The sequence below is a fragment of the Streptomyces sp. NPDC086077 genome, assembly GCF_040686175.1.
In the GTDB taxonomy this organism is placed as follows: Bacteria; Actinomycetota; Actinomycetes; order Streptomycetales; family Streptomycetaceae; genus Streptomyces.
In genome coordinates this window covers 1-22,265 of record NZ_JBFBJT010000063.1, presented here as the reverse complement: position 1 = coordinate 22,265, position 22,265 = coordinate 1, and the positions used below count along the sequence as shown (strand labels likewise).

General features: G+C 72.4%; 21 protein-coding genes and 1 pseudogene. 12 read left to right on the top strand and 10 right to left on the bottom strand.

What is annotated here, in order from left to right:
* Positions 1-191 precede the first annotated feature (191 nt).
* Entirely contained in the window at positions 192-980 is a 789-nt protein-coding gene (locus tag AB0O67_RS19595) for a nucleotidyltransferase domain-containing protein (RefSeq protein ID WP_365451670.1), read from the top strand.
* A 214-nt stretch (positions 981-1,194) separates the two neighbouring features.
* Positions 1,195-3,183, top strand: coding sequence for an FUSC family protein (locus AB0O67_RS19590; protein WP_365451668.1), 1,989 nt, complete (start codon positions 1,195-1,197; stop codon positions 3,181-3,183).
* Between the two features lie 8 nt (positions 3,184-3,191).
* Here the strand turns inward: AB0O67_RS19590 and AB0O67_RS19585 are convergent, their stop codons facing one another.
* Positions 3,192-4,133 (bottom strand): endonuclease/exonuclease/phosphatase family protein, encoded by a 942-nt coding sequence (locus AB0O67_RS19585; RefSeq protein WP_365451666.1) that lies wholly within the window; start codon positions 4,131-4,133, stop codon positions 3,192-3,194.
* Between the two features lie 135 nt (positions 4,134-4,268).
* On the opposite strand from AB0O67_RS19585, the gene AB0O67_RS19580 reads away from it, so the two are divergent.
* The 3 genes from AB0O67_RS19580 (at position 4,269) to AB0O67_RS19570 (ending at position 6,798) form a co-directional block, all read left to right on the top strand.
* Positions 4,269-5,657 carry an amidohydrolase gene (locus tag AB0O67_RS19580; RefSeq protein ID WP_365451664.1) on the top strand — a complete coding sequence of 463 codons (1,389 nt, stop codon included), beginning with the start codon at positions 4,269-4,271 and terminating at the stop codon, positions 5,655-5,657.
* A gap of 119 nt (positions 5,658-5,776) precedes the next feature.
* Complete coding sequence (locus tag AB0O67_RS19575; RefSeq protein ID WP_365451662.1) at positions 5,777-6,466, top strand: DUF899 domain-containing protein; 690 nt, start codon at positions 5,777-5,779, stop codon at positions 6,464-6,466.
* A 155-nt stretch (positions 6,467-6,621) separates the two neighbouring features.
* Complete coding sequence (locus AB0O67_RS19570) at positions 6,622-6,798, top strand: hypothetical protein (RefSeq protein WP_365451660.1); 177 nt, start codon at positions 6,622-6,624, stop codon at positions 6,796-6,798.
* 7 nt (positions 6,799-6,805) lie between these two features.
* Here AB0O67_RS19570 and AB0O67_RS19565 read toward each other — a convergent pair whose 3' ends face one another.
* From AB0O67_RS19565 to AB0O67_RS19555, 3 genes are all read right to left on the bottom strand, one after another.
* Positions 6,806-8,668 (bottom strand): ABC transporter ATP-binding protein, encoded by a 1,863-nt coding sequence (locus AB0O67_RS19565; RefSeq protein ID WP_365451699.1) that lies wholly within the window; start codon positions 8,666-8,668, stop codon positions 6,806-6,808.
* A gap of 405 nt (positions 8,669-9,073) precedes the next feature.
* Positions 9,074-9,511 (bottom strand): hypothetical protein, encoded by a 438-nt coding sequence (locus AB0O67_RS19560; protein WP_365451658.1) that lies wholly within the window; start codon positions 9,509-9,511, stop codon positions 9,074-9,076.
* Positions 9,502-10,161, bottom strand: coding sequence for an ATP-binding protein (locus AB0O67_RS19555; protein WP_365451656.1), 660 nt, complete (start codon positions 10,159-10,161; stop codon positions 9,502-9,504). Before AB0O67_RS19555 ends, AB0O67_RS19560 begins: the two co-directional genes overlap by 10 nt.
* Positions 10,162-10,435: 274 nt before the next feature.
* Here AB0O67_RS19555 and AB0O67_RS19550 point away from each other — a divergent pair, with 274 nt between their 5' ends.
* The 3 genes from AB0O67_RS19550 to AB0O67_RS19540 all read left to right on the top strand — a co-directional run bounded on the left by AB0O67_RS19550 (position 10,436) and on the right by AB0O67_RS19540 (position 12,471).
* Positions 10,436-11,296 carry a helix-turn-helix transcriptional regulator gene (locus tag AB0O67_RS19550; RefSeq protein ID WP_365451654.1) on the top strand — a complete coding sequence of 287 codons (861 nt, stop codon included), beginning with the start codon at positions 10,436-10,438 and terminating at the stop codon, positions 11,294-11,296.
* Complete coding sequence (locus AB0O67_RS19545; protein WP_365451652.1) at positions 11,297-11,572, top strand: DUF397 domain-containing protein; 276 nt, start codon at positions 11,297-11,299, stop codon at positions 11,570-11,572.
* A 110-nt stretch (positions 11,573-11,682) separates the two neighbouring features.
* Positions 11,683-12,471 carry an SAM-dependent methyltransferase gene (locus AB0O67_RS19540; RefSeq protein WP_365451650.1) on the top strand — a complete coding sequence of 263 codons (789 nt, stop codon included), beginning with the start codon at positions 11,683-11,685 and terminating at the stop codon, positions 12,469-12,471.
* A gap of 27 nt (positions 12,472-12,498) precedes the next feature.
* On the opposite strand, the gene AB0O67_RS19535 is transcribed toward AB0O67_RS19540, so the two are convergent.
* Positions 12,499-13,911, bottom strand: coding sequence for a PLP-dependent aminotransferase family protein (locus AB0O67_RS19535; protein ID WP_365451648.1), 1,413 nt, complete (start codon positions 13,909-13,911; stop codon positions 12,499-12,501).
* A gap of 47 nt (positions 13,912-13,958) precedes the next feature.
* Between AB0O67_RS19535 and AB0O67_RS19530 the strand changes: the two genes are divergently transcribed.
* Positions 13,959-14,534, top strand: coding sequence for a carboxymuconolactone decarboxylase family protein (locus tag AB0O67_RS19530; protein WP_365451646.1), 576 nt, complete (start codon positions 13,959-13,961; stop codon positions 14,532-14,534).
* 105 nt (positions 14,535-14,639) lie between these two features.
* Here AB0O67_RS19530 and AB0O67_RS19525 read toward each other — a convergent pair whose 3' ends face one another.
* From AB0O67_RS19525 to AB0O67_RS19515, 3 genes are all read right to left on the bottom strand, one after another.
* The gene (locus tag AB0O67_RS19525) at positions 14,640-16,127 is read right to left on the bottom strand and encodes a glutamate synthase subunit beta (protein WP_365451644.1); all 1,488 of its coding nucleotides are present in this window, start codon (positions 16,125-16,127) and stop codon (positions 14,640-14,642) included.
* Between the two features lie 107 nt (positions 16,128-16,234).
* The gene (locus tag AB0O67_RS19520) at positions 16,235-16,714 is read right to left on the bottom strand and encodes an anthrone oxygenase family protein (RefSeq protein ID WP_365451642.1); all 480 of its coding nucleotides are present in this window, start codon (positions 16,712-16,714) and stop codon (positions 16,235-16,237) included.
* Between the two features lie 217 nt (positions 16,715-16,931).
* Positions 16,932-17,666: a DUF2293 domain-containing protein gene (locus tag AB0O67_RS19515; RefSeq protein WP_365451640.1), complete on the bottom strand. Its 735-nt coding sequence runs from the start codon at positions 17,664-17,666 to the stop codon at positions 16,932-16,934.
* A 101-nt stretch (positions 17,667-17,767) separates the two neighbouring features.
* On the opposite strand from AB0O67_RS19515, the gene AB0O67_RS19510 reads away from it, so the two are divergent.
* Positions 17,768-18,400, top strand: coding sequence for a uridine kinase (locus AB0O67_RS19510; protein WP_365451638.1), 633 nt, complete (start codon positions 17,768-17,770; stop codon positions 18,398-18,400).
* A 203-nt stretch (positions 18,401-18,603) separates the two neighbouring features.
* Positions 18,604-19,032, top strand: a complete 429-nt coding sequence (locus AB0O67_RS19505) for a CBS domain-containing protein (RefSeq protein ID WP_365451636.1) — start codon at positions 18,604-18,606, stop codon at positions 19,030-19,032.
* A gap of 30 nt (positions 19,033-19,062) precedes the next feature.
* Here the strand turns inward: AB0O67_RS19505 and AB0O67_RS19500 are convergent, their stop codons facing one another.
* Complete coding sequence (locus tag AB0O67_RS19500) at positions 19,063-20,190, bottom strand: magnesium and cobalt transport protein CorA (RefSeq protein WP_365451634.1); 1,128 nt, start codon at positions 20,188-20,190, stop codon at positions 19,063-19,065.
* Positions 20,191-20,457: 267 nt separating this feature from the next.
* On the opposite strand from AB0O67_RS19500, the gene AB0O67_RS19495 reads away from it, so the two are divergent.
* Positions 20,458-21,252, top strand: a complete 795-nt coding sequence (locus tag AB0O67_RS19495) for a methyltransferase domain-containing protein (RefSeq protein ID WP_365451632.1) — start codon at positions 20,458-20,460, stop codon at positions 21,250-21,252.
* Positions 21,253-21,384: 132 nt separating this feature from the next.
* Here the strand turns inward: AB0O67_RS19495 and AB0O67_RS19490 are convergent.
* Positions 21,385-22,170, bottom strand: a pseudogene (locus tag AB0O67_RS19490) (PfkB family carbohydrate kinase); the annotation flags it as partial.
* Positions 22,171-22,265: the final 95 nt, after the last annotated feature.

Here is a 22,265-nt window from a genome sequence, read left to right as displayed (position 1 = left end):
ACAGAAACACCGGCCAACTGGGCATTCCGACACGGGCGTACGGTGGTCGACCCACCGATCATCCGCGCCCGCGCCGACGCGCGCATCCGCATTTCCCGGCCTCGAGGTCACACGGGCGCAGGTGCCTCACTCGCCCCTGCCCAGGGCGCACACGCATGCAGCAAAGGCTCACCACTACGTACGCTGCGAGCATGCCCGTCCCCGCCGACCACACCACGTTCCTCGACACTATCGCTGATCGCCTCGCCACCCTCCCCACCGTCCAGGCCGTGGCCCTCGGCGGCTCCCGTGCTCAGGGCACCCACAGACCCGACAGCGACTGGGACCTGGCCGTCTACTACCGCGGCCCCTTCGAGCCGGCCGAACTCCGGGCCCTCGGCTGGGAAGGAGAGGTGTCCGAGGTCGGCGAGTGGGGCGGGGGAGTGTTCAACGGGGGCGCGTGGCTCACGATCGACGGGCGGTGCGTCGACGTTCACTACCGCGACCTCGACGTCGTGGAGCGGGAGCTGACGGAGGCGCAGGAGGGCAGGTTCCGGGTGGAGCCGCTGCTGTTCCATCTCGCCGGAATCCCCACCTACCTGATCGTCGCCGAGCTGGCGATCAACCAGGTCCTGCGCGGGCAGCTGCCGAGGCCGGCGTCGTACCCGGAGAAGCTGCGCCGCACGGCGAGCCGCCGCTGGTACGGCACCGCCGGCGCGACCCTCGCCTACGCCAAGGCCAACCACGCGCCCGCAGGCCGGCTGACCGAGGTGACCGGCGCCATCGCCACGGCCGCCGTGCAGACGGGACATGCCGTGCTGGCGGCGCGGGGGGAGTGGGTGACCAACGAGAAGCGGTTGCTGGATCGGGCCGGGTTGCGGACCGTTGACGACGTGATCGCGACCCTGTCCGCAGGAAGTGGCCGGACCGCCCTGACGGGAGCGATCGGGCAGGCCGAGGCGCTCTTCGAGAAGGCTGTGAAGGCTGCCCACGGTCACTGATCTGTACCGACGGTGTCTGCCGGAGATCACTCCCGTAACGCTCCGCGACCGTTGCGTTCATAAAGAACGTGGCGCATCCAGGCATCGTCACATCCCGGCAATACGGCCGTTCCATCCCCTCCAGGAACGCGATCTACGGTGGACAGCACCGTCCGCCGCCCGGCCACCGTCGCCCGAGTGCAGCCACCCCCGCCCTCGTCCCGACAGGAGCCGCGTGTACCGCCGCGTCGTCCGCGTTCTGCCGCCCTGGCTGGCCCATGCCCTGCGCGCGCAGGGTGGGCCCGTGCCGTGGAGTGCCGTTGTCCGAGGGGCGCTGGCCGCCGGGCCGTTGCTTCTTGTCGCGGTGGTCGCGGGGCGCGCCTCCGTCGGTGTCGTCGCCGCCGTCGCCGCCATGCTCGCCGGAATCAACGACCGGCCCGGCAGCCGACGGGCGTCCGTGCGGCGGCTCGGGGTGCCGGCGCTTGCCGGCGCGGTGGGGATGCTCGCCGGGACGTACGCCGGGCAGGGCACGGGTGCCCTGGTGCTGACGCTGCTGCTGACCGGGCTCGGGCTGGTCGCCGGTGGTGTCAGTGCTGTCGGGCCCGTCGCCTCGGCGGCCGGTACGCAGTTGCTCGTCGGGTGCGCGGTCGGCGCCGGGATGCCGTTGCCCGAGCCGGGGTGGCAGCGGGCGCTCGCCTTCCTCGTGGGGGCCGGGTGGCTGCTCGCGCTGCGGCTCGCGCTGCCCACGCCCGGCGCCCTCGCCGGGGACTACCGGTTCGACGGGGAGCGGGAAGCCGTCGCCGACGTGTACGACGCCGTCGGCGGCCTGCTCGACGCCGTGGGAACGGCGCAGGCCGCTGCCCGGCGTTCCGCCCTGACCGCCGCTCTCGACCACGCCCAGGACGCCCTCACGGGGCCCCGGCTGCGGCGCCACGCCTCCTCGGCCACCGAGCGGCGGTTGCACGCGCAGTACGCCGCCGCCCTGCCCCTCGCCGAAGCCGCCACCGCGCTCGCCTGGGCGGGGAAGGGGCTGTGCGGGCGGGCCTCCGCGGGACCTCGGCGGCTGGCCGCTGCCGTCCGGGGGAACACGGACGCCGGGCCGCTCCCCGCGCCGTCCCGGTCGATGCCCGCCCTGCGCGCCCTCGACGACGCCCTGCTGCACGCCGCCGAGGCCTTCGACCACGGCGAGGGCGGCGACCTGCACACCCGGCGGCGCACGGGCAAGGACCTGCTGCGCGCCGTCGTCGGTGTCGGCGGCCGCGAGTACGGGCTGCGCGTCGCCCTCTGCTTCGGCGCCGGCGTCGCCGTCGCCCAGGCCCTGCGCCACGCCCAGTGGTACGGGCCGCACGAGCACTGGTACTGGCTTCCGGCCACCGTCGTCTTCCTCGTCAAGCCGGACCTCGGGCCGCTGGTGTCCCGTGTGCTGTGCCGGGCGGCCGGAACTGTCCTCGGGGCCCTCGCCTTCGCCGCGTTCGCCGCCGTACTGCCCCGCCCTGGAGGGCTCGTCGCGCTCGTCGCCCTCAGCGGCGCCCTCATCCCCGTCGCCACGCGGCACTTCGCCGCCCAGACCGCCGTCGCGACCGTCCTCGTCCTCGCCCTGGTGATGGTGGGCGGCGAACCGCAGGCCTCCGCGAGCCGGATCGGGGAGACCTTTCTGGCCTGCGCGATCGTGCTCGTCGCCGGGCATCTGCCGATGCCGGGGCAGCGCGGTGGTGGAGTGCGGGCGCGGCTCGCGGCGGCCGGCGGTGCGGCCCTGGCCTACCTCGCCCACGTCATGAGCGAGTCCGACGACCGCGCCGCCCGCTGGGCCCTGCGCCGCGAGGCGTACCGCACGCTCGCCGAGGCCCGCGGCGCCGTCGCCCGCGCCGCCGCCGAACTGCCCGCGCTCGCCCGCCACACGGAGGGTGCCGACGAGGTCGCCGGCACCCTGGAACGGCTCGTCGACCTGACCACCGCCTGCGCCGTCCACCTCGACGACACCGGCCGCCTCACGCCCCGTCACGCCCGGCGGCTCGCCGAACTCGTCGACGAACTGGAGGCGGGGGCCGCCGACTCGGCCCGCGTGTGCGGGAACTGCCCGTCGCCGCCTGACGCCGTCCCCTATGCCGAGACGGCCGCTTGTCGCCTGCGGGGCCGGCACCAGGTCCGGATGGCAGCGATGAGCGACACCACGTCGACCGTCCGCGTGAAACAGCGGCTCATCGACATGACCGCGCCGGCCTGACGCGGCCATCACACCCCGACCCGCAGCCACACCGGCGCGTGATCCGACCCCGCCACCCCCCGGCGCTCCGCCGGATCCGGTCCCACCGACGGCAGTTCCGGTGCCTTGGACCCCGGCAGCCCCGTCCCCGCCTCCGTGACCCGGCGGACCAGCCGATGACTGCACAGCAGGTGGTCGATCAGCTCGCGCCGCCCGGAGTTGACCCGCGAGAACCTCTGTTCGGCGGGTATCAGCGGCGCCACGTTCCACAGCCGGGCCGCGTCGCCCTTGTCAGCCGCCTTGAAGCCGGGCGTGCCGATCTCCGAACCGGGCGGGCCGAGCAGGATCTGCGTGGTCGCCGCCTGCGCCTCGTCGTTCAGATCGCCCAGCACCAGCACGTCCCGCGCCCGCCCGTCGCCCGCCAGCAGCTTGTCGGCCAGCGCGCGCAGCGCCGTCGCCTCGGCGGTCCGCCGGAAAAGGGCGTAGGCCCCGTAGCGGGCGCGTTCGCCCTCGTCGCGGGGGTGGAAACGGTTGTCCGGGTACGACAGCAGCTTCGACTTCAGATGCGCCACCGCCACCGACAGCTCGCCGGCGCGCACCGCCAGCAGACCCCGGCCCGCGGCCGTCACCTCCGGCCCGGAGTCGTCCGCCTGCACCGGCCGCAGCGGTGCCGGGAACCCCGTCGTGTCGGAGAGCACCACCATCGGCGTACGGCTGAGGAAGCCGACCCGGATACCCCGGCTGTCGGCGTGCCCGGACAGGGCGATGTGCCAGTTGCCGGCCAGCATTCCGGCCAGGTCCGCCAGGGCGTCCGGATCCCCGACCTCCTGTACGCCGAGCAGGGCCGGGTCGAGTTCCGCGATCACGTCGGCCAGGGCGGCGAGCTTGGTCTCGTAGGCTGCCTTGTCCTTGGGGCCGTACGGCCCGCCGGGCCGGTACAGGTTCTCCAGGTTCCAGGTGCCGAGCAGCATGCCGGGATCCTTTCAGCGGCCGGACGACGTCTGTCGTGAGGCCAGCGTGCCCGTGCGCGCGGTCCCTGGACAGACCCGCGACACGATGCGTCGTTCACTTCACGCGCCCCGGCGGCCGCGTCGTACGTTGGCGGGATGACGCCTTGTCCCGCAGAAGCCCTCACGCACCCGCGCGCAGAAGCCCCCGCGGACCTCGTCATCACCGGGTGCGCCGTCCTCGTGCACGACGACCAGGAGCGGATCCGGTTCGAGGAGAACGCCGCGGTCGTCGTACGGGGCGGAGTCGTCGAGTCCGTCACGACCGCCGACGCCGTACGGCACCGGCCGGCCGTCGAGCGCATCGACGCCGCCGGTCAGGTCGCCCTCCCCGGCCTCGTCAACTGCCACACCCACGCCCCGATGGTCACCCTGCGCGGCCTCGCGGAGGATCTGCCCACCGAGGCGTGGTTCAACGACGTCGTCTGGCCCGTCGAATCCAATCTCACCGCGCGGGACGTGGAGTTGGGCGCGCGGCTGGCTTGCGCCGAGATGATCCGGGGCGGCGTCACCTGCTTCGCCGACCACTACTTCACGATGGACGCCGTCGCCGCCGTCGTCGAGGAGTGCGGGATGCGGGCCCATCTGGGCGAGGCGTTCTTCTCGTCGCAGGGGCCCGAAGGGCGCGAGCGCAGTCTCGACTTCGCGCTGCGCAACAGGGGGCGCGCGGGCGGCCGTATCACCACCGCCCTCGCCCCGCACGCCCCCTACACCGTCGACGACGCGGACCTCGCCGCGACCGCCGGCCTGGCCCGCGCCCACCACCTGCCGGTGCACCTCCACGCCGCCGAGAACCGCGGCCAGACCGACGCCAGCCTCGCCCGCCACGGCGTCACCCCCATCGGGGTCCTGGAGCGCACCGGACTGCTCGACACCGACCTCCTCGTCGCGCACGGCACGGGCATCCTCGACCGGGACCTGCCCCTGCTGGAACGCGCGGCCGGCCGGATCGCCGTCGCCACCGCCCCCCGCGGCTATCTGAAGTTCGGCTGGCCCGGCACCACACCAGTACGCGCCCTGCGCGCACTCGGCATCCCCGTCGGACTCGCCACCGACGGAGCCGCCTCCAACAACTCCCTCGACGTGTGGGAGTCGATGGCGCTCACCGCCCTCGTCCAGAAGTCCGCCGAGGGCGACCCGCGCTGGCTGACCGCGCGTCAGGCCCTGCACCACGCCACGCTGCAGAGCGCCCGGGCGGTCGGCCTGGGGGACACCGTCGGCTCCCTCGCCCCGGGACGGCGCGCCGACATCGTCCTCGTCGACCTCACCGGCCCGCACACCCAGCCCGTGCACGACCTCGCCGCGACCCTGGTGCACAGCGCCCGCTCCAGCGACGTCCGCACGACCGTGGTCGAAGGGCGGGTACTGATGCGGGACCGCGAGCTGCTGACCCTGAACGTGGGAGCGGTCGCAGGCGAGTTGCGCGAGCGGATGCCCGCGCTCATCGACCGCGGCCACGGACGCCGTATCCAGGAGTACGACACCTGACGCGGCGCCCTCCGTCACCTGGCCCGGGAAAACCTCCCGAAAAATTTCGTGGATCCGCGATGAGTTCCGCCCCGCCCACCGGTCACCACCCGCAACGGGACCGTTGCACAGGAGGGGCCATGTCGCTTCCGGAGATCGCCTCGCGCGAGGAATGGCGCAGGGCGCGTCAGGAACTGCTGGTCAAGGAGAAGGCGGCCACACGCGCGCGGGACGCGCTCAACGCCGAGCGCCGCCGGCTGCCGATGGTGGAGGCCGACACGGAGTACGTGTTCGAGGGGGGTGACGGGAAGGCCACCCTGCTCGACCTCTTCGAGGGGCGGCAGCAGCTCGTCGTCTACCACTTCATGTTTCCGCCCGAGTGGGAGGCCGGCTGCCGCAGCTGCTCGGCGTTCCTCGACCAGGTCGGCCATCTGGCGCATCTCCACGCGCGCGGGACGACATTCGCCGCCGTGTCGCGGACGCCGTACACGAGGATCCTTCCGTTCAAGGCACGGATGGGCTGGACGCTGCCCTGGTACTCGTCGTACGGCAACGACTTCAACGTCGACTTCGAGGCGACGCTGGTGCACGAGGGTGAACTTGTCGAGCGTCCCGGCGTGAGCTGTTTCCTGCGGGACCGGGACCGGGTGTTCCACACCTATTCGACGTACGAGCGCGGGCTGGACGGACTCGGCTCGACCACCAGTCTTCTCGACCTCACCGCGCTGGGTCGGCAGGAGGAGTGGGAGGAACCCAAGGGGCGCGCGTCGGCATTCGGGGCACCCGCGGGCAGCGAACGGATTCGCTATCACGACGAGTACGAGGAGTGAAGCAGAGGGTAACGGTCAACGCGGAAATGAGGCAGCCGTCCGCACGTTTGACGGTGAACGAGTGTCAACTACGTCTCAGTCGTGTCACTTGGCGAGGCGATTTCCCTTCCGACGGCGTTAACTCCTACAAGTACGACGCTTTCTGGAGGTGCAGGATGGTGAACGGGCGAATGGTGGTCGAACGCTTTCCCGCAGGCGGCCCGCGAGGCTCGTGGCCGGCGGAGGAGTTCGCGCAGGCACGTCGCTCGGAGGGGCTGCCCGCCGAGGTCGTGATGGACCTCGCGACGGACACGTTCCTGGTGATCGTCCGAGGTGGCGACGGAACGGAGTGAGCAGGGGTCAGCCCGTCTTCGGCGCGGGCGCCCGCACCGCGAACTGCTCGGCCTGCAACCCGTACAGCTCCGCGTAGACGCCGCCCTTGACGAGCAGTTCCTCCGGAGTTCCCGATTCCACGAGCCGGCCCTCGTCCAGCACGTGCACCAGGTCCGCATGGCGTACGGACGCCAGCCGGTGGGTGATGAGTACGACAGTCTGGCCGGTCCCGGCCAGCGCGCGGATCTTGTCGAACACCTCCAGCTCGGCCCGGGCGTCCAGGGCGGCCGTCGGCTCGTCCACGATCAGGATGCTGCCCCGCCGGTACGCCGCCCGGGCGATGCCGAGCCGCTGCCACTGGCCGCCGGACAACTCGTGCCCGCCGCTGAAGTTGCGGGCCAGCAGTGTGTCCAGACCGCGCGGCAGATCCGCGACCACGTCCTCGGCGCCCGCCTCCACGACCGCCGCGGCCAGCCGCTCCTCGGTGACCGGCGCCGAGGGGCGGCCCACGGCCACGTTCACCCGGGCCGTGAACGGCCACCGCTTGAAGTCCTGCGCCACCATCGCGACCCGCTCGGCCAGCCGGTGCCGGTCCGCGGTCGCCGCGTCGACGCCGTCCCACAGGATCCGGCCCCGGTCCGGTTTGTACAGCCCGGCGAGCAGCTTGACGAGGGTGGTCTTGCCGGAGCCGTTCTCGCCGACCAGCGCGATGATCCGGCCCAGCGGCAGCGTCAGGGTGATGTCGTCGAGCGCGGGGCGGGTGGCGTCACCCGGGTAGCTGAACGTGACGTTCTCGAAGCGGATCTCCCGCGGGTCCTCCGGCAGGGCCGCGCCGCCGACCGGAATCGCCCGTTCGGCGGCCTCGACGTACAGCCGCTCCAGATCACCCACGAAGAGGGCCTCCTCGTGCAGCTGGTTGATCTCCAGGACGAGCGTCTCCAGGCTCGCCGAGCCGGTCCGGATGGCGATCACGGCCGTGCCCGCCACCGCCAGCGACATCGCCCCGGCGAGCAGCAGACCACCGAGCGTGGCGTACGTCGACACCGTCGCGAGGCCCGTCCACGCCGCCGCGATCAGGCCGGTACGGGCCGCGAGCCCCGCCAGCCTGGCCTGCTCCGCCTCAGCGGCCTCCGACATCGCCCGGAAGTGCCGCAGCAGGAACGGGCCCACACCGTGCACACGGATCTCGGGGGCCGCCTCCGGTTCCGTCAGCAGGCCGCTGATCAGGTGACCAGCGCGCGCGTGCTGCACCCAGGTGTGGAACGACTCGTAGCGGCGCCGGGCGTTGGTCAGCGCGCTCCAGGCGCTCGGCAGCGTCATCGTCACCAGCAGCGGGAGCAGCAGCGGATGCAGCACGGTGAGCACGCCGGCCGCCGCGACCAGCGAGATCATCGCGTTCACCACCCGTGTGCCGTACATGATCATGCGGCGAGCCGAGGAGGCGCCGTACTGCGCGGTGTCCAGCAGCTTGTGGAAGGCGTGGTCCTCGATCGCCGCGAGCTCGACGGCCGCGGCCCGCTCCAGGTACAGCTCGGTGGCCACGCGCTCCACCTTGGGCTCCAGCCGGCCGGTGGCGTACGTCGACACCGCCCGCAGCAGCGCGCCGAGCAACAGGACGACGGCGATGGCGGTCAGCGCGGGGACGGCGCCGCGCAGCCGGTCCTCGATGGGGCCGGTGCCCATGAGTCCGCTCAGCACGCTGTTGACCGCGAACAGACTCACCGCCTGGGCGAGCCCCCGGCCCACCTCGGCCGACAGCACGATCCGCGCGGCACCCGGGTCGGCCTGCCGGGCCAGCCGGAGGCTCGCGGCGAGCAGGGCGGGCATCCGCGTGATCATGGCCCGGAAGCCGAGCTCCAGGAAGGCGTCCGCGTGCTGGTTCCAGCCCATGTCGTAGCGGAGGGGGCCACCGAAGAGCAGTCGCTCCGACTCGGACACCTCCGGCTTGCCCACGCCGCCCCTCGTCCCCACGGTCGACCTCCCCCGAACGCGCACGAACGGCCACTATCGCGGCACGGTCGGCGACTGGGCAGGGCGCAGGGTGGGGGGCGGGGGCGTACGCCCGGGTGCGTGGGGGTGCGGGCCTTGGGGTGAGGGCGCACGGAGAGGGACCGCGCGGGCTGATGTGCCGGTGGGCGGGGCCCGCAGGGGAGGTGTGCCCCGGGGGATCAGGGCGGCCCGGGGCAGTCGGTCGTGTGGTGCCGGCTCGCTTCGCCCGTACGGCGGGCGTACGCCCACGGCGCGGGGGCGCCTACGACGTCCGTGGGCCGATCCCTGAAGGCACCTGACGGAGCCCTACGCGGTGATGGCCCGTGACCAGCTCGGTGCCGTCCCGATGATGCGGCACAGGGCCAGATAGAGCGGGATCGGCGGAGTGTAGGGGAGGGTGCCGTCGGGGCGGTGGATGAGAAGGGGGGCCTCGGGGACCAGCGCACCGGCCGCGTAGCGCGCCGGGGCGGGCCACTCCAGGGCGTAGTCCGAGTCGGACGGGACCAGCCACCACCAGTGCGCGTCGTCGGCGTAGACGCAGCCCACGCGCGGGAGGCGGGGCAGAACGAGCGGGCCGAAGCGGGCGGGCACCTGCACCGCGTCGCAGCCCAGCGGGGCGGTCATGCCGTCGGGCACGGACAGCCGCAGCGACGGTGCCTCCGGCCTGCGCAGCCCGCGGCTGAGGCGGACCAACGTGTCCAGGGTGAGTGCCTGTCCGCCGCCGGGAGCGGCCGTCACACCCATTCGGTCCCCGTTTCGCCGTGCGCCGGGCGGCACACGCGCGCGTGTGCCTCGTCGTCGTCCTCGCCCGAGCCGCCGGACGGGTCCGGCTTGGGGCGGGCGCCCCAGCCGAGGTCGCCGCGCGCGCTGTCGGCCTGGCGCGGCAGCTCGGCCCAGACCAGCAGGCCGGGGCCGTGTTCGTGGGCGCCCCAGGCGTGTGCGAGCGCGTCGACGAGGAGCAGTCCCCTCCCGTGCTCCTCCTCGGCCCTGACCGAGGACGGGTGGGGCTCACCGGTGGCGCATCCTTGGTCACGCACGGCTATACGCACCAGGTCGTCCTGGTCCTGCAGCTCGCAGACGACGACATCGCTCGCGGTGTGCAGGATCGCGTTGGTGACCAGCTCCGACACCACCAGTGCGGCCGTGTCGCAGGTGTCCTCGCACACGGCCCAGCCGTTCAGCCGGATCCGCGTCAGGCGCCTGGCCTGCGCGGGAGAACCCGGATGCGCGGTCAGCTCGAAGCGGAACCGGCGCTCGGCGGCGGACCCGAAGGGATCGGCCGGCTCCCCCACTCTCGCACCGGCGCGAGCGGAGGGACCTCCATCGGCACCGAGGCCGAAGAGGCCTGCGGTGGCGTCTGTTCCTAAGGGCACGGACGGAATCACGCTTGCCACTATCGCCCTGCCGCGAACAACTTGGCAAGTGTCACTCTGAAAATTGCAGAGTGCTGTGTGACGCGGTGAACGGTCGTGGCACACTGCTCGCAACAGCATGTGATGCGGCGCCAGTTGAGATCTGCGAGGTCGGCCCCGACCTTCGAATAGGTCTTCGAATGGCGCCGCTGGGCTGTCAGGATTCGTACAAGGTCCGTACGGGATTGATGCGGGATGACCGCGGGATCCCTGTGGATCGCGCAGTTGTCAGGGTTTCGATGAGCGGAGGTGGAGCGTGAGCGAGCCGCGGTCGGCGCCGACGGTCGGCCAGGTCGTCCTCGGCAGGCGCCTGCTCGACCTGCGCGAACGCGCCGGACTCAAACGCGAGGAAGCGGCCCGTGTCCTGCGCGTCGCCCCCGCCACCATCCGCCGTATGGAGACGGCCGAGGTATCCCTCAAGATCCCGTACCTCCAACTGCTCCTGAGGGCCTACGGGATCTCCGACGACGAGGCCGACGCCTTCGTACAGCTGGCCGAGGAGGCCAACAAGCCCGGCTGGTGGCAGCGGTACCACGACATCCTGCCCGGCTGGTTCTCGATGTACGTGAGCCTGGAGGGTGCCGCCTCCCTCATCCGCAGCTACGAGCCCCACTTCGTACCCGGGCTCCTGCAGACGGAGGACTACGCGCGCGGGGTTCTGAGGTCGGGCGCCGTCGGTCAGACCCGGCCCGAGGACATCGAGCGACACGTCGCACTGCGTATGCAACGCCAGGACCTGCTCACCCGCAGGGACGCGCCGAGGATGTGGGCCGTGCTGGACGAGACCGTGCTGCGCCGCCCGGTCGGCGGCCCGGAGGTGATGCGTGCCCAGATCGAAAGGCTGCTCGACGCGACGAAGCTGCCCAACGTGACGTTGCAGGTGGCCCCGTTCGCCACGGGACCGCATCCCGGCACGTACGGCCCCTTCGTGCTGTTCCGGTTCGCCGTGCCCGAACTCCCGGACATGGTCTACAGCGAGTACCTGACCGGCGCCGTCTACCTGGACGCGCGCGTCGAGGTGGCCACCCACCTGGAGGTCATGGACCGCATGGCGGCGCAGGCCGCTACGGCACATCGCACGAAGGAGATCCTGGAGGATCTCCGCAAGGAGTTGTGAATGGATCGCATCACGTCCCAGCCCAAGCCGCGGGTCCGCGCGGAGCGGATCTACAACGGCATGCCCGCCCGGGAACTGGGCAGCGAGGGCTGGCACAAGCCGTGGAGCGGTGGCAACGGGGGCAACTGCCTGGAGGCGATGAAGCTGGCCGACGGCCGTATCGCCGTCCGGCAGTCCACCGACCCCGACGGGCCGGCGCTGATCTACACCTCCGACGAGATGACCGCGTTCATCGAGGGTGCGAAGGCGGGGGAAGCGGACTTCCTGCTGTCCTGACGGACCTCGGCTTGTAGACGTGCTTCATCCGGTTCCCTGTTGCCGGCTCAACTGCCTTACCTTGGTGCTGAATTGATCACACATCACGTCCGACGTCCACGGAGCGCCTCATGACCGCGATCGACACCAGCAAGCCCCATCCCGCACGGATGTACGACTGGTATCTGGGCGGCAAGGACAACTACCCCGTCGACGAGGAGATGGGCCGGCAGATGCTGGCCCTGGACCCCCGGGTGCCGGTCATGGCGCGGGTCAACCGTGCGTTCATGCACAGGGCCACACGCTGGCTGGCCACGAACGGCGTACGGCAGTTCCTGGACATCGGCACGGGCATCCCCACCGAGCCCAACCTGCACCAGGTCGCGCAGTCCGTCGCGCCGGACGCGCGCGTGGTCTACTGCGACAACGACCCGATCGTGCTGGCCCACGCGGCGGCCCTGCTGCGCGGCACGCCGGAGGGCGTCACCGAGTACCTCCAGGCGGATGTGCGGGATCCGGCCACCATCATCGAGGGGGCCGCGAAGGTCCTGGACCTCAGTCGGCCCGTGGCGCTCTCCCTCGTCGCGCTGCTGCACTTCGTACCCGACGCGGACGGCGCTCACGAGCTGGTCTCTGAGCTGCTGGCCGTACTGCCCTCCGGCAGCTACCTGATGATGACCCACGCCACCGCCGACTTCACCCCGGAGGAGTCCGCGGCGGCCACCGAGCAGCTCCGGGCCGCGGGCGTGACGCTGGCGCTGCGCTCGCGGGACGAGTTCGCCGACTTCTTCGGCGGGCTGGAACTGGTCGAGCCGGGCGTCGTGGTGGTGCCCGAATGGCGTCCCGAACTGGGGGAGCCGGTGCCGGGTCAGGACGACGGGGTGATTCCGGGGTACGGCGCGGTGGGACGGAAGGCGTAAGCGTCTACGTCCAGGCTTCGCCCCGGCTCACGGGGGCGGCAGGACGCCGCACAGCGCGTCCAGTGCCGCCCCGTACGCGTGCTCCGAGGGGGCGGCGTAGCCGACGACCAGGCCGTCCCCCGCGGTCATGCCGGCCCGCGGGTGCCGGAACGCGGCGAGGCCGTCGAGTGCGACGCCCTGCCAGGCGGCGGCCTTGACCGTGGAGCGCTCGGTGCCCGGCGGCAGCCGCAGCACCGCGTGCAGGCCGGCCGCGACACCGGTGACCTCGATGTGCGGGGCGTGCTCGGCGAGCGCGGCGACGAGGCGGTCCCGGCGGCTCCGGTACCGCTGCCGCATCCGGCGCACATGGCGGTCGTAGGAGCCCGTGGTGACGAAGTCGGCGAGGCTGAGCTGGTCCAGCACGCTCGCCCAGGCCTCGCGCTCGCCCTTGGCCGCGAGGACGCCGTCGACGTACCGCTCCGGCAGGACCATCCAGCCCAGCCGCAGCGCCGGTGACAGGCTCTTGCTGACCGAGCCGACGAGGATCACCCGCTCGGGGTCGAGGCCCTGGACGGCGCCGACGGGTTTGCGGTCGTAGCGGAACTCGCCGTCGTAGTCGTCCTCCAGGACCACGGCCCCACGCGCGCGTGCCCAGTCGACTACGGCTGCGCGGCGCGTGGCGTGCAGCGGGCCGCCGGTCGGGAACTGGTGGGCGGGCGTGAGGAGCACGGCCCGCTCGCGCGCGAGCAGGTCGACGCGGACGCCGTCCTCGTCCAGGGGGAGCGGGACGGTACGGACACCGGCCGACGTCAGCAACTCCCGGTGGAACCCGAGCCCGTACGCCTCCATGGCGAGCGGGCCGCCCAGGACGCCACCCCCGAACAACAGCCGCAGCGCGTGCGCGAAGCCGGAGCAGATCACGATGCGGTCGGGCGTCGTGCGCACGCCACGCGCGCGTGCCAGGTACTCGGTGAGTGCCTCGCGCAGCTCCCGGCGGCCGGCGGGGTCGCCCGGCCCGAACACCTCGTTGGGTGCCTGCCGAAGCGCCCGCCGGTAGGAGGCGAGCCAGGCCGCGCGCGGGAAGGCGGACGCGTCCGGGGTGCCCTGCCGGAGGTCGTGCCGGGGGCCACGCGCGCGTGCGGGCGCCTTCTTCGCGACCCGGGGGCCGCCCTTGAGGGGCTCGGCGCGCTCGGCGACGCGGGTGCCCGAACCCTGACGGGCGGTCAGCCAGCCCTCCGCGACGAGTTCCGCGTAGGCGTCGGCGACCGTGTTGCGGGCGACACCTAGGTCGGCGGCGAGCGAGCGGTACGGGGGCAGACGGGTGCCGGGGGCGAGCCGGCCGCTGCGTACGGCGTCCCGCAGGGCCCGGATGAGGGCGGCGCGACGACCGCCCGGACCGTCGAGTTCCAAGTGCAGGTCCACGCCGATGCGTTGGGCGGGATTGACCCACGTTTCTGCCATGGAAGTGCACCCTACAGTCGGTCTTTGCGGCCCATAGGTTGAAGGACATGACGACGAACACGGTGCATACGACGACCCCGGCCGACACGACCCGCACGACCAACCCGGCGACCACGAGGACCACGACTCCCGTGGGCTCCCCTGCGGCCGGCGCCGCCGCCGAGGCCGGCCGGGTCCGGCTCGACTTCGCCAGGTCCGCCCCGAAGGCCTTCCGCGCCCTCATCGGCTTCGACGCGGCGGCGCGGGACGGTCTCGATCCGGCCCTCGTCGAGCTGATCCAGATCCGCTCCTCGCACCTCAACCACTGCGCGTACTGCCTGCACATGCACACCAACGACGCCCGCAAGGCCGGTGAGAGCGAGGACCGGCTGCACATGGTCGCCGTCTGGCGCGAGGCCCGGCACTTCTTCACCCCGAAGGAGCAGGCCGCCCTGGCCCTCACCGAGGCGCTCACGATGGTCGCCGACGCGGGCGTCCCCGACGACGTCTACGCCGAGGCCGCGGCCCGGTTCGAGGACCAGGAACTGGCTCAGGTCATCGCCCTGGTCTGCGGGATCAACACCTGGAACCGGGTGGCGCTGTCCACGGCGAAGGTGGCGGGGACGGACGAGCGGCGCCGCTGACCGTGCTGAGGGGAGGGGCGCGCCCTCCCTCACGGCCCCCGGCGTGAGCGGGATTCCCCACGCCGGGGTCGCCGACCTCACGGAACCCCGGCTCGCGAAGCCCCCTCACACCGCCATCGGCCGGTCGTACGGCCCTATGGGCGCCGGCAGTGCCGAACTCCCCGTCAGATAGCGGTCGACGGCCGCCGCCACCGCCCGCCCCTCCGCGATCGCCCACACGATGAGCGACTGCCCCCGCGCCGCGTCCCCAGCGGCGAAGACGCCCGGGACGTTGGTCGCGAACCCGGCGTCCCGTGCGATCGTGCCCCGCGACTCCATCGCCAGGCCGAGCTGGTCGATGAGCCCGTCCTCCCGGTCGGGCCCGGAGAAGCCGAGCGCGAGCAGCGCCATGTCGACGGGCAGCTCGCGCTCGGTGCCGGAGACCGGCTGCCGTCGCGCGTCCACCTCCACGAGGTGCAGGGCCCGCACATGCCCCTCGGCGTCCCCCGAGAAGCGGAGCGTCGACGCCGCGAACAGGCGCGCGTCCGCGTCCGCCGCCGGTGCGGTCCGCAGCTCACCTGCCTCCTCGTGCGCCCCCGACAACCGGTAGATCTTCGGGTACGTCGGCCAGGGCTCCACGTCCTCGTCCCGCTCGGTCCCCGGCAGGGCGTAGATGTCCAGCTGTGTCACCGAGGCCGCACCCTGCCGTACCGCCGTCCCCAAGCAGTCCGCCCCCGTGTCACCACCCCCGACGATCACGACATGTCTCCCGGCCGCGGACATCGGCGAGGCCTCCAGATCTCCCTCGCACACCCGGTTCGCCAGCGGCAGGTACTGCATCGCCTGATGCACACCGGCCAGCTCGCGCCCCGGCACGACGAGTTCCCGCCACGCCGTCGCGCCGGTCGCGATCACCACGGCGTCGTACCGCGACCGCAGCTCCGCCGCCCCGATGTCCCGCCCGACCGCCGTCGACGTACGGAACCTGGTCCCCTCGGCCCGCATCTGCTCCAGCCGCCGTTCCAGATGGTGCTTCTCCATCTTGAACTCGGGGATGCCGTACCGCATCAGCCCGCCGGCCCGGTCGTCCTTCTCGTACACGGCGACGGTGTGTCCCGCCCGCGTCAGCTGCTGTGCCGCCGCCAGCCCCGTGGGCCCGGACCCGATCACCGCGACCGTCCGCCCGCTCAGCCGGTCCGGCGGACTGGGCGGCGCGAAGCCCTCCTCCCAGGCGCGGTCGGCGATCGCGCACTCGACGTTCTTGATGGTGACCGCCGGCTGGTTGATCGCGAGCACACAGCCCGCCTCGCAGGGCGCCGGACACAACCGTCCCGTGAACTCGGGAAAGTTGTTCGTGGCGTGCAGCCGGTCGCTCGCCGCCCGCCAGTCTTCCCGGGAGACCAGGTCGTTCCACTCCGGGATGAGATTGCCCAGGGGACACGCCTCGTGGCAGAAGGGGATGCCGCAGTCCATGCAGCGGTCCGCCTGCTGGTTGATGATGGGAAGGAGCGCCCCCGGGACATAGACCTCGTTCCAGTCCCGCACCCGCTCCTCGACCGGCCGCCTGGGCCATTCCTGGCGGGGTGTGGTCATGAAACCCTTGGGATCGGCCATGGCCGGCTTTCCTTGCATCGGGGTACGACGGGCCGTACGTCATCGGCGGCACCCTTCTGGCCACGATACGTCCCGTCGGCGACCCGCGCAGAGCCCCCGCCGGCGGCTCACACGAGGGCCAGCAGGTACGCCACCACCGCACCGGCCGCGGCGACCGTCCGCACGTGGTTCCACGCCGTCCACTCGCGCACGTACGTCGGCCAGTAGGCGGCGGCCTCCCCGGTGCCCGCTTCCACCTTGACCAGCGCGTCGTTGCGCGGCACGTTCGCCAGCACGGTCACCCCGAAACACCCGAACAGATACAGCGCGCTGCCCACCAGCAGCTCCACGGCCCCCTCGTCCGGCCACAGCACGAAGGTCACCACCGCGATCACCGCGCAGACCAGCGTCGATCCCAGGAACACCGACATGAACGGCCGCCGCAACGCCGTCACATTGATCGCCTTCATCGCGGCGACGCCCTGCGCCGCGGGCAGCGCGGCCAGCCCCTGCATCACGAAGGTCGAGAAACCGCAGAAGACCCCCGCCACCAGCCCCGCCCCGAGCAGCCCCACGACCGTCAGCACGAAGTACGGCCCGTCGATCACGTCACCCACTCCTCCCATGTCGTATCGGGCCCCCGACCGGCACACCGGTCGTCCCCGCTCCTCCTCAGTGAATCCCGGCCGACCGACCCGGACCATTCCTCGGCGCCGCAAGCCCATACGCGAGCGTCCACGCGAGGAGGCCCGCGTCGCGGTACGCGCTCCGTCAGCGCCCCCGTCATCCCACGGCCGGTCCCCGTCACCTCACGAGCCCGTCCCGTCACCCCACGGACCCGAGCCCCGCCTCCCGCCACTCCCGCAGCACCGTCTGCACGGACGCCGCGATCCTGCGCCGCGCCTCGTGCCTGTGCACTCCGCTCATCATCAGCTGGTCGTACGGCGTGTCCCCATGCCGCACCGCCGCCACCACCGCCGACGTCACCGCCCCCTCCGTCAGCGCCCGCCCGGCCGGCGACCGCCCCACGCGCCCGCTGCCCCGCTGCGACGCGTACGCCGCGATTGCCCGTGCCCGCTCCGGAGGGCACCCCGGAAACAGCCGCAGGATCTCCGCCGCGAACGCCTCCGCGAACCGTGAGTCCGCGACCGCCCGGCGTTGCGCGTCCCGCGCCCGGCGCCTGCGGCGGGCCTCCGCGTCCGCCAGGCACCGCTCCTCGGCACGGGCGAGCCCCGCCTCCTCGACGAGGACGCCCTGCCGTTCGTAACGGCTCTTGCGCCGGTTGAACCGCACGACGACCACCGACAGCGAGCTCTCCTCCCGCGCCCGGAGCGTCAGCGCCGTGTCGCCACGCGGGAGGAACACCAGATGCCCGAGGTCGGCACAGTGGAGGCACCGGGGCGCCCTGTCCTCCATGACGAGCAGCGACAGCGGACCACGCCGGCAGCGGGCGCAGCGCTTCTTCTTCAGCGACTGGATGACAACGGGAGCGGTACCGCAGCCGGTGAGGGGTCTGGTCTCGCCTCCGCCGGCCGGCGAGGGAGTCACGCGCACTGCCATGTCCGCTTCATTCCCACGGCCCCCCGGCTTCCACGCCCCGCATTCCCGCACCGTGACGCGGCCCTGTCCGTCACCACCCCCGCATCCGCAATCATGGTCGTGTGCGACTCGAAGCGATCACCTGGGACCGGCTCGGCGACCGCCTCGCCGAACGCCTGCTCGACCTCAAGCCGGCCGACGGCAGCCCCTGGCCACGCGTCGCCTTCGACGGCGCCCCGGCGGCCGCGCCGGGAGACCTCGCCGCTCGCGTCCACGAGGTCCTGCGCACCCGGGGCCGCTCCTCGCTGGTCGTCGGCACGGAGGGCTTCCTCCGCCCTGCCTCCGTCCGTCTGGAGCACGGGCACCAGGACGTGGACGCCTACTACGACGGCTGGTTCGACACCGGCGCCCTGTGGCGCGAGGTGTTCGGACCCCTCGAAGCGGACGGCGACGGTCGCGTCCTGCCCGACCTCCTGGACCCGGTCACCGACCGCGCCACGCGCAGCCCCTACGTCCAGCTCCCGCCCGGCGGCATCCTGTTGCTGCACGGCCCCTTCCTGCTGCGCCACTGGTTCCCCTTCGACCTGACCGTTCATCTCCTGCTCTCCCCGGGCGCCCTGCGCCGCCGCACCCCCGAGGCCGGCCACTGGACCCTCCCCGCCTTCGAGCGCTACGAGCAGGAGACCGACCCCGCCGGCACGGCCGACGTCCTCGTCCGCGCCGACGACCCGCGCCGCCCGGCGTGGAGCGGCTGAAACGCCTCTCGGCCGCATCGATCCCCCGACGGAGAAGGGCGAGGAGTCCCGGGTGATCTTCCGCGGCGTACCGCGGAAGATCATCGGGTTCTCCCCCTGACCGCTCCCGGGTGCGTGGGCAGGACGGCCCGACGAGAATGAAGGCGCCGGGACTAGCGGTGTGTTCCGCGCCGCGCCGGCCGTCCGGCACCGGGAGGTACCCCATGACCACTGCCGGAGAGATCATGCACCGGGGCGCCCAGTGGATCCCCGTTCACGAGACCCTGGACCGCGCCGCCCAGCTGATGCGTGAGCTCAACGTCGGGGCCCTGCCCATCAGCGACCAGAACGAACGGCTCTGCGGCATCCTCACCGACCGCGACATCGTGGTCGGCTGTGTCGCCATGGGGCACGACCCGTCCAAGGTCACCGCGGGCGAGATGGCTCAGGGCACGCCGCGCTGGGTCGACGCGAGCGCCGACGTGGGCGAGGTGCTCCAGGAGATGGAGGATCACCAGATCCGCCGGCTGCCCGTCATCGAGAACAAGCGCCTGGTCGGCATGATCAGCGAGGCCGACCTCGCCCAGCACCTGACGGAGGACCAGATCGCCTACTGGGCGGAGCGGGTCTACGCCAGGAGCACGAGCCGCTGACCGTCGGCCTGCCTCACCCGCACCGGGCGGTCACAGCCAGCCGTTGCGCCGGAATCCGCGGTACAGGGCCAGGCAGGCCACTGATATGACGCCGATGACCATGCCATAACCATATTTCCAGTGCAGCTCGGGCATGTGGTCGAAGTTCATGCCGTAGACCCCGCAGACCATCGTGGGCACGGCGACTATCGCGGCCCAGGCCGTGATCTTCCGCATGTCCTCGTTCTGCGCGACCGTGACCTGCGCAAGGTGGGCCTGCAGGATGGAGTTGAGCAGTTCGTCGAACCCGGCGAGCTGCTCCGTCGCGCGCATCAGGTGGTCCGAGACGTCGCGGAAGTACGCCTGTATCTCGGGCTCCACCACCCGCATCGGCCGGTCGGCGAGATCCAGCAGCGGCCGGCCGAGCGGGACCACGGCCCGCTTCAGCTCCAGCAGTTCACGCTTGAGCTGGTAAATACGGCCCGGGTCCGCGCGTGCGCCGTGCTCCGCGAAGACGTCCGTCTCCACCTGTTCGATGTCCGCCTGCACCGCGTCGATGACGTTCAGGTACTCGTCGACGACGTGGTCCGCGACCGCGTGCAGCACCGCCGAGGGTCCCTTGGTGAGCTGGTGGGGGTCGGCCTCCAGCTCCTCGCGCAGCGGGCCCAGCGAGCCGTGCCGGCCGTGCCGCACCGTGACCACGAAGTCCTGGCCGACGAACACCATGATCTCGCCGGTGTTCACCACCTCGCTGGTGGCGGTGAGTTCCTCGTGTTCGACGTAGCAGACCGACTTGAACACCGCGAACAGCGTTTCGCCGTACCTCTCCACCTTCGGGCGCTGGTGGGCCTCGATCGCGTCCTCGACCGCCAGCGGGTGCAGGTCGAAGAGCTCGGCGATACCGGCGAACTCCTGGTCGGTCGGCTCGTGCAGGCCGAGCCAGACGAAGCCCGCCCCGCTCTTGCGCACCCGGCTCACCGTATCCACGAGGTCGCCACCGAGGGGGAGCCGGGTCCCCTCCTCGTAGGCCACGCAGTTGACCACCGAGGAGCCCAGCGGGGACCGCGCCGGGTGGCTCAGGTCGACGCGCCGGCGCCTCCTGGCCAGCCGCGCGACCTTGCGCAGGCCGCCGCCCCTGCCAAGGCCCGTGACCTTCCGCAGATTCCCTGCCATGGACATCTGCATCTCCTCGCGTGGATCCCTCTCGCGCCGCATTCCTGCGCCTGTCGCGCCAGTGTGCCAGGACCGCGTGAGCAGCGGGTAAGCCTGTGGAAAACCCCGATTCCGCTTGGTTCCCGGTTGTGGACGACGGGAGTTGGGCCCCCGGCGCGGTCCTCGCCATGGCCCCCGTGTGAGGGTCGCCTTGTAAACCACACGTCGCAGCCGACTCGTCGTACCGGAGCGTCAGACACTTCGGACAAGTAGGACAAGTGGGATGATCGGGGTATGACGCTAACCGAGAACAGCTATCGGCCCGACAGCCGCCAGTCCCGGGTGGTCTCGTTCTCCGACGCCCTCGCAAGCCTCTTCGACCCGACGACGTTCCGGCACTTCGAAGCGCTCGGCGTCGGACCCGGCTGGCGTTGCTGGGAGCTCGCGGGCGGTTCCTCCGTGGAGTCCTGGCTGGCCAAGAAGGTCGGTCCTACCGGCAAGATCGTCGTGACCGGCACCGACAGCTCGTGGGCCTCGGGGCCGTCCCGCTCGCCCGTCGAGCGGCGCGTGCACGACGTGGGTGCGCAGGACCCGCCGGGGGAGGCCTTCGACCTGGTGCACGCCCGACTCGCCCTCGTTCATGTGCCGGACATCGAGCGGGCGTTGCGGTCGATGGTCAAGGCGCTGCGACCCGGCGGCCGGCTCCTCGTCGAGGACACCGACCTCACCCTGCAACCCCTCATCTGCCCCGACGAATACGGCCCGGAGGAGCAACTGGCGAACCGGATGCGGCGCGGCCTGCACCGGTTCCTCGCCGGGCAGGGCACCGACCTCGAGAACGGCCGCAGGCTGCCGCGTCTGCTCCGTCAGTGCGGCATGGTCCGTGTCGAGGCCGACGCGTACTTCCCGGTCGCGGCGCCGGCCTGCGCCGACCTGGAGGCCGCGACGATCCGTCAGGTAAGGGGAGAACTCGTCGCCGGGAAGTTCGCCACCGACCAAGATGTCGAGCAGCACCTGACCAACATCGCCTCCGGCACGATGGATCTGGCGGCCGCTCCGATGATTTCGGCGTGGGGGCGTAAGCGGTAGGTGTGCGGTGGGCTCGTCCGGCGGGGATTCTTCCGGGGGCTCGTCCGGGGACTGGGACGCATTCACGCCCAGCAGCGCGCGGACGGTGTGCCGGTGACCGGTTCGGTCGTCCGACCAGGGCTCGGGCCTCGCTCACCGAACGGCCGGTCCCACGGGTGGCCGCCCACCCACCTGCTCCACCGCCCGCGCGCCCGCCGCGCATCCCTCCCGCGCTGCCGCCTCCGGTTCGGCTCCCGCGACCAGGGCGGCGAGAAAGGCGCCGGTGAAGGCGTCACCGGCACCTGTGGTGTCCAGGGGCCTGGCCGCTGCGGCGGGGACGTGGGCGCGTACGGTGCCGGAGCGGGCCACCAGCGCACCGTCGGTACCCTGCTTGGCCACCACCAGCGGGACGTGGCGGCTCAGCTTCGCCGCCGCGTCGGCCGCGTCCGGCAACCCGGTGAGCAGGCAGGCCTCGTCCCGGCTGGGCAGCAGCACCCGCACGCCGTCGGCGAGCGCGAGGAAACGGTCCACCCCCAGTTCCGCGAGGAACCCTGCCGACGCCGGGTCCATGCTGACCGGCACTCCACGCGCGCGTGCCGCCGCCAGGGCCACCGCCACCAGCGCCCGGCCGGATTCGGAGAAGAGCAGGTAGCCGGAGAGGTGCAGCCAGGCCACGCCGTCGAGCAGCGCGTCCGACCAGTCCCCGGGACCGATCCGCAACGACGCGCCGCTGTCGGTGAGGAACGTCCGCTCGGCCGCGGCGCCCGTGTCCACCAGGCAGATCACCGTCCCCGTCGGCGCCTGCGGGTCGACCACCAACTGGGCCCGCACCCCCGCCGCGGTCAGCGCCCGCTCGTGCCACGCCGCCGCGTCCGGCCCGACCCGCCCCAGCAGCCGTACGTCCGCGCAGCCCCAATGGGCCGCCCAGCAGGCCACGTTCCAAGGCCTGGATCACGCACGGCGGCATCGCCGACTTCTACACCGTCATGGCCCGCACCGGCGAGGACGGCCCGCGCGGGATCACCGCCTTCCTG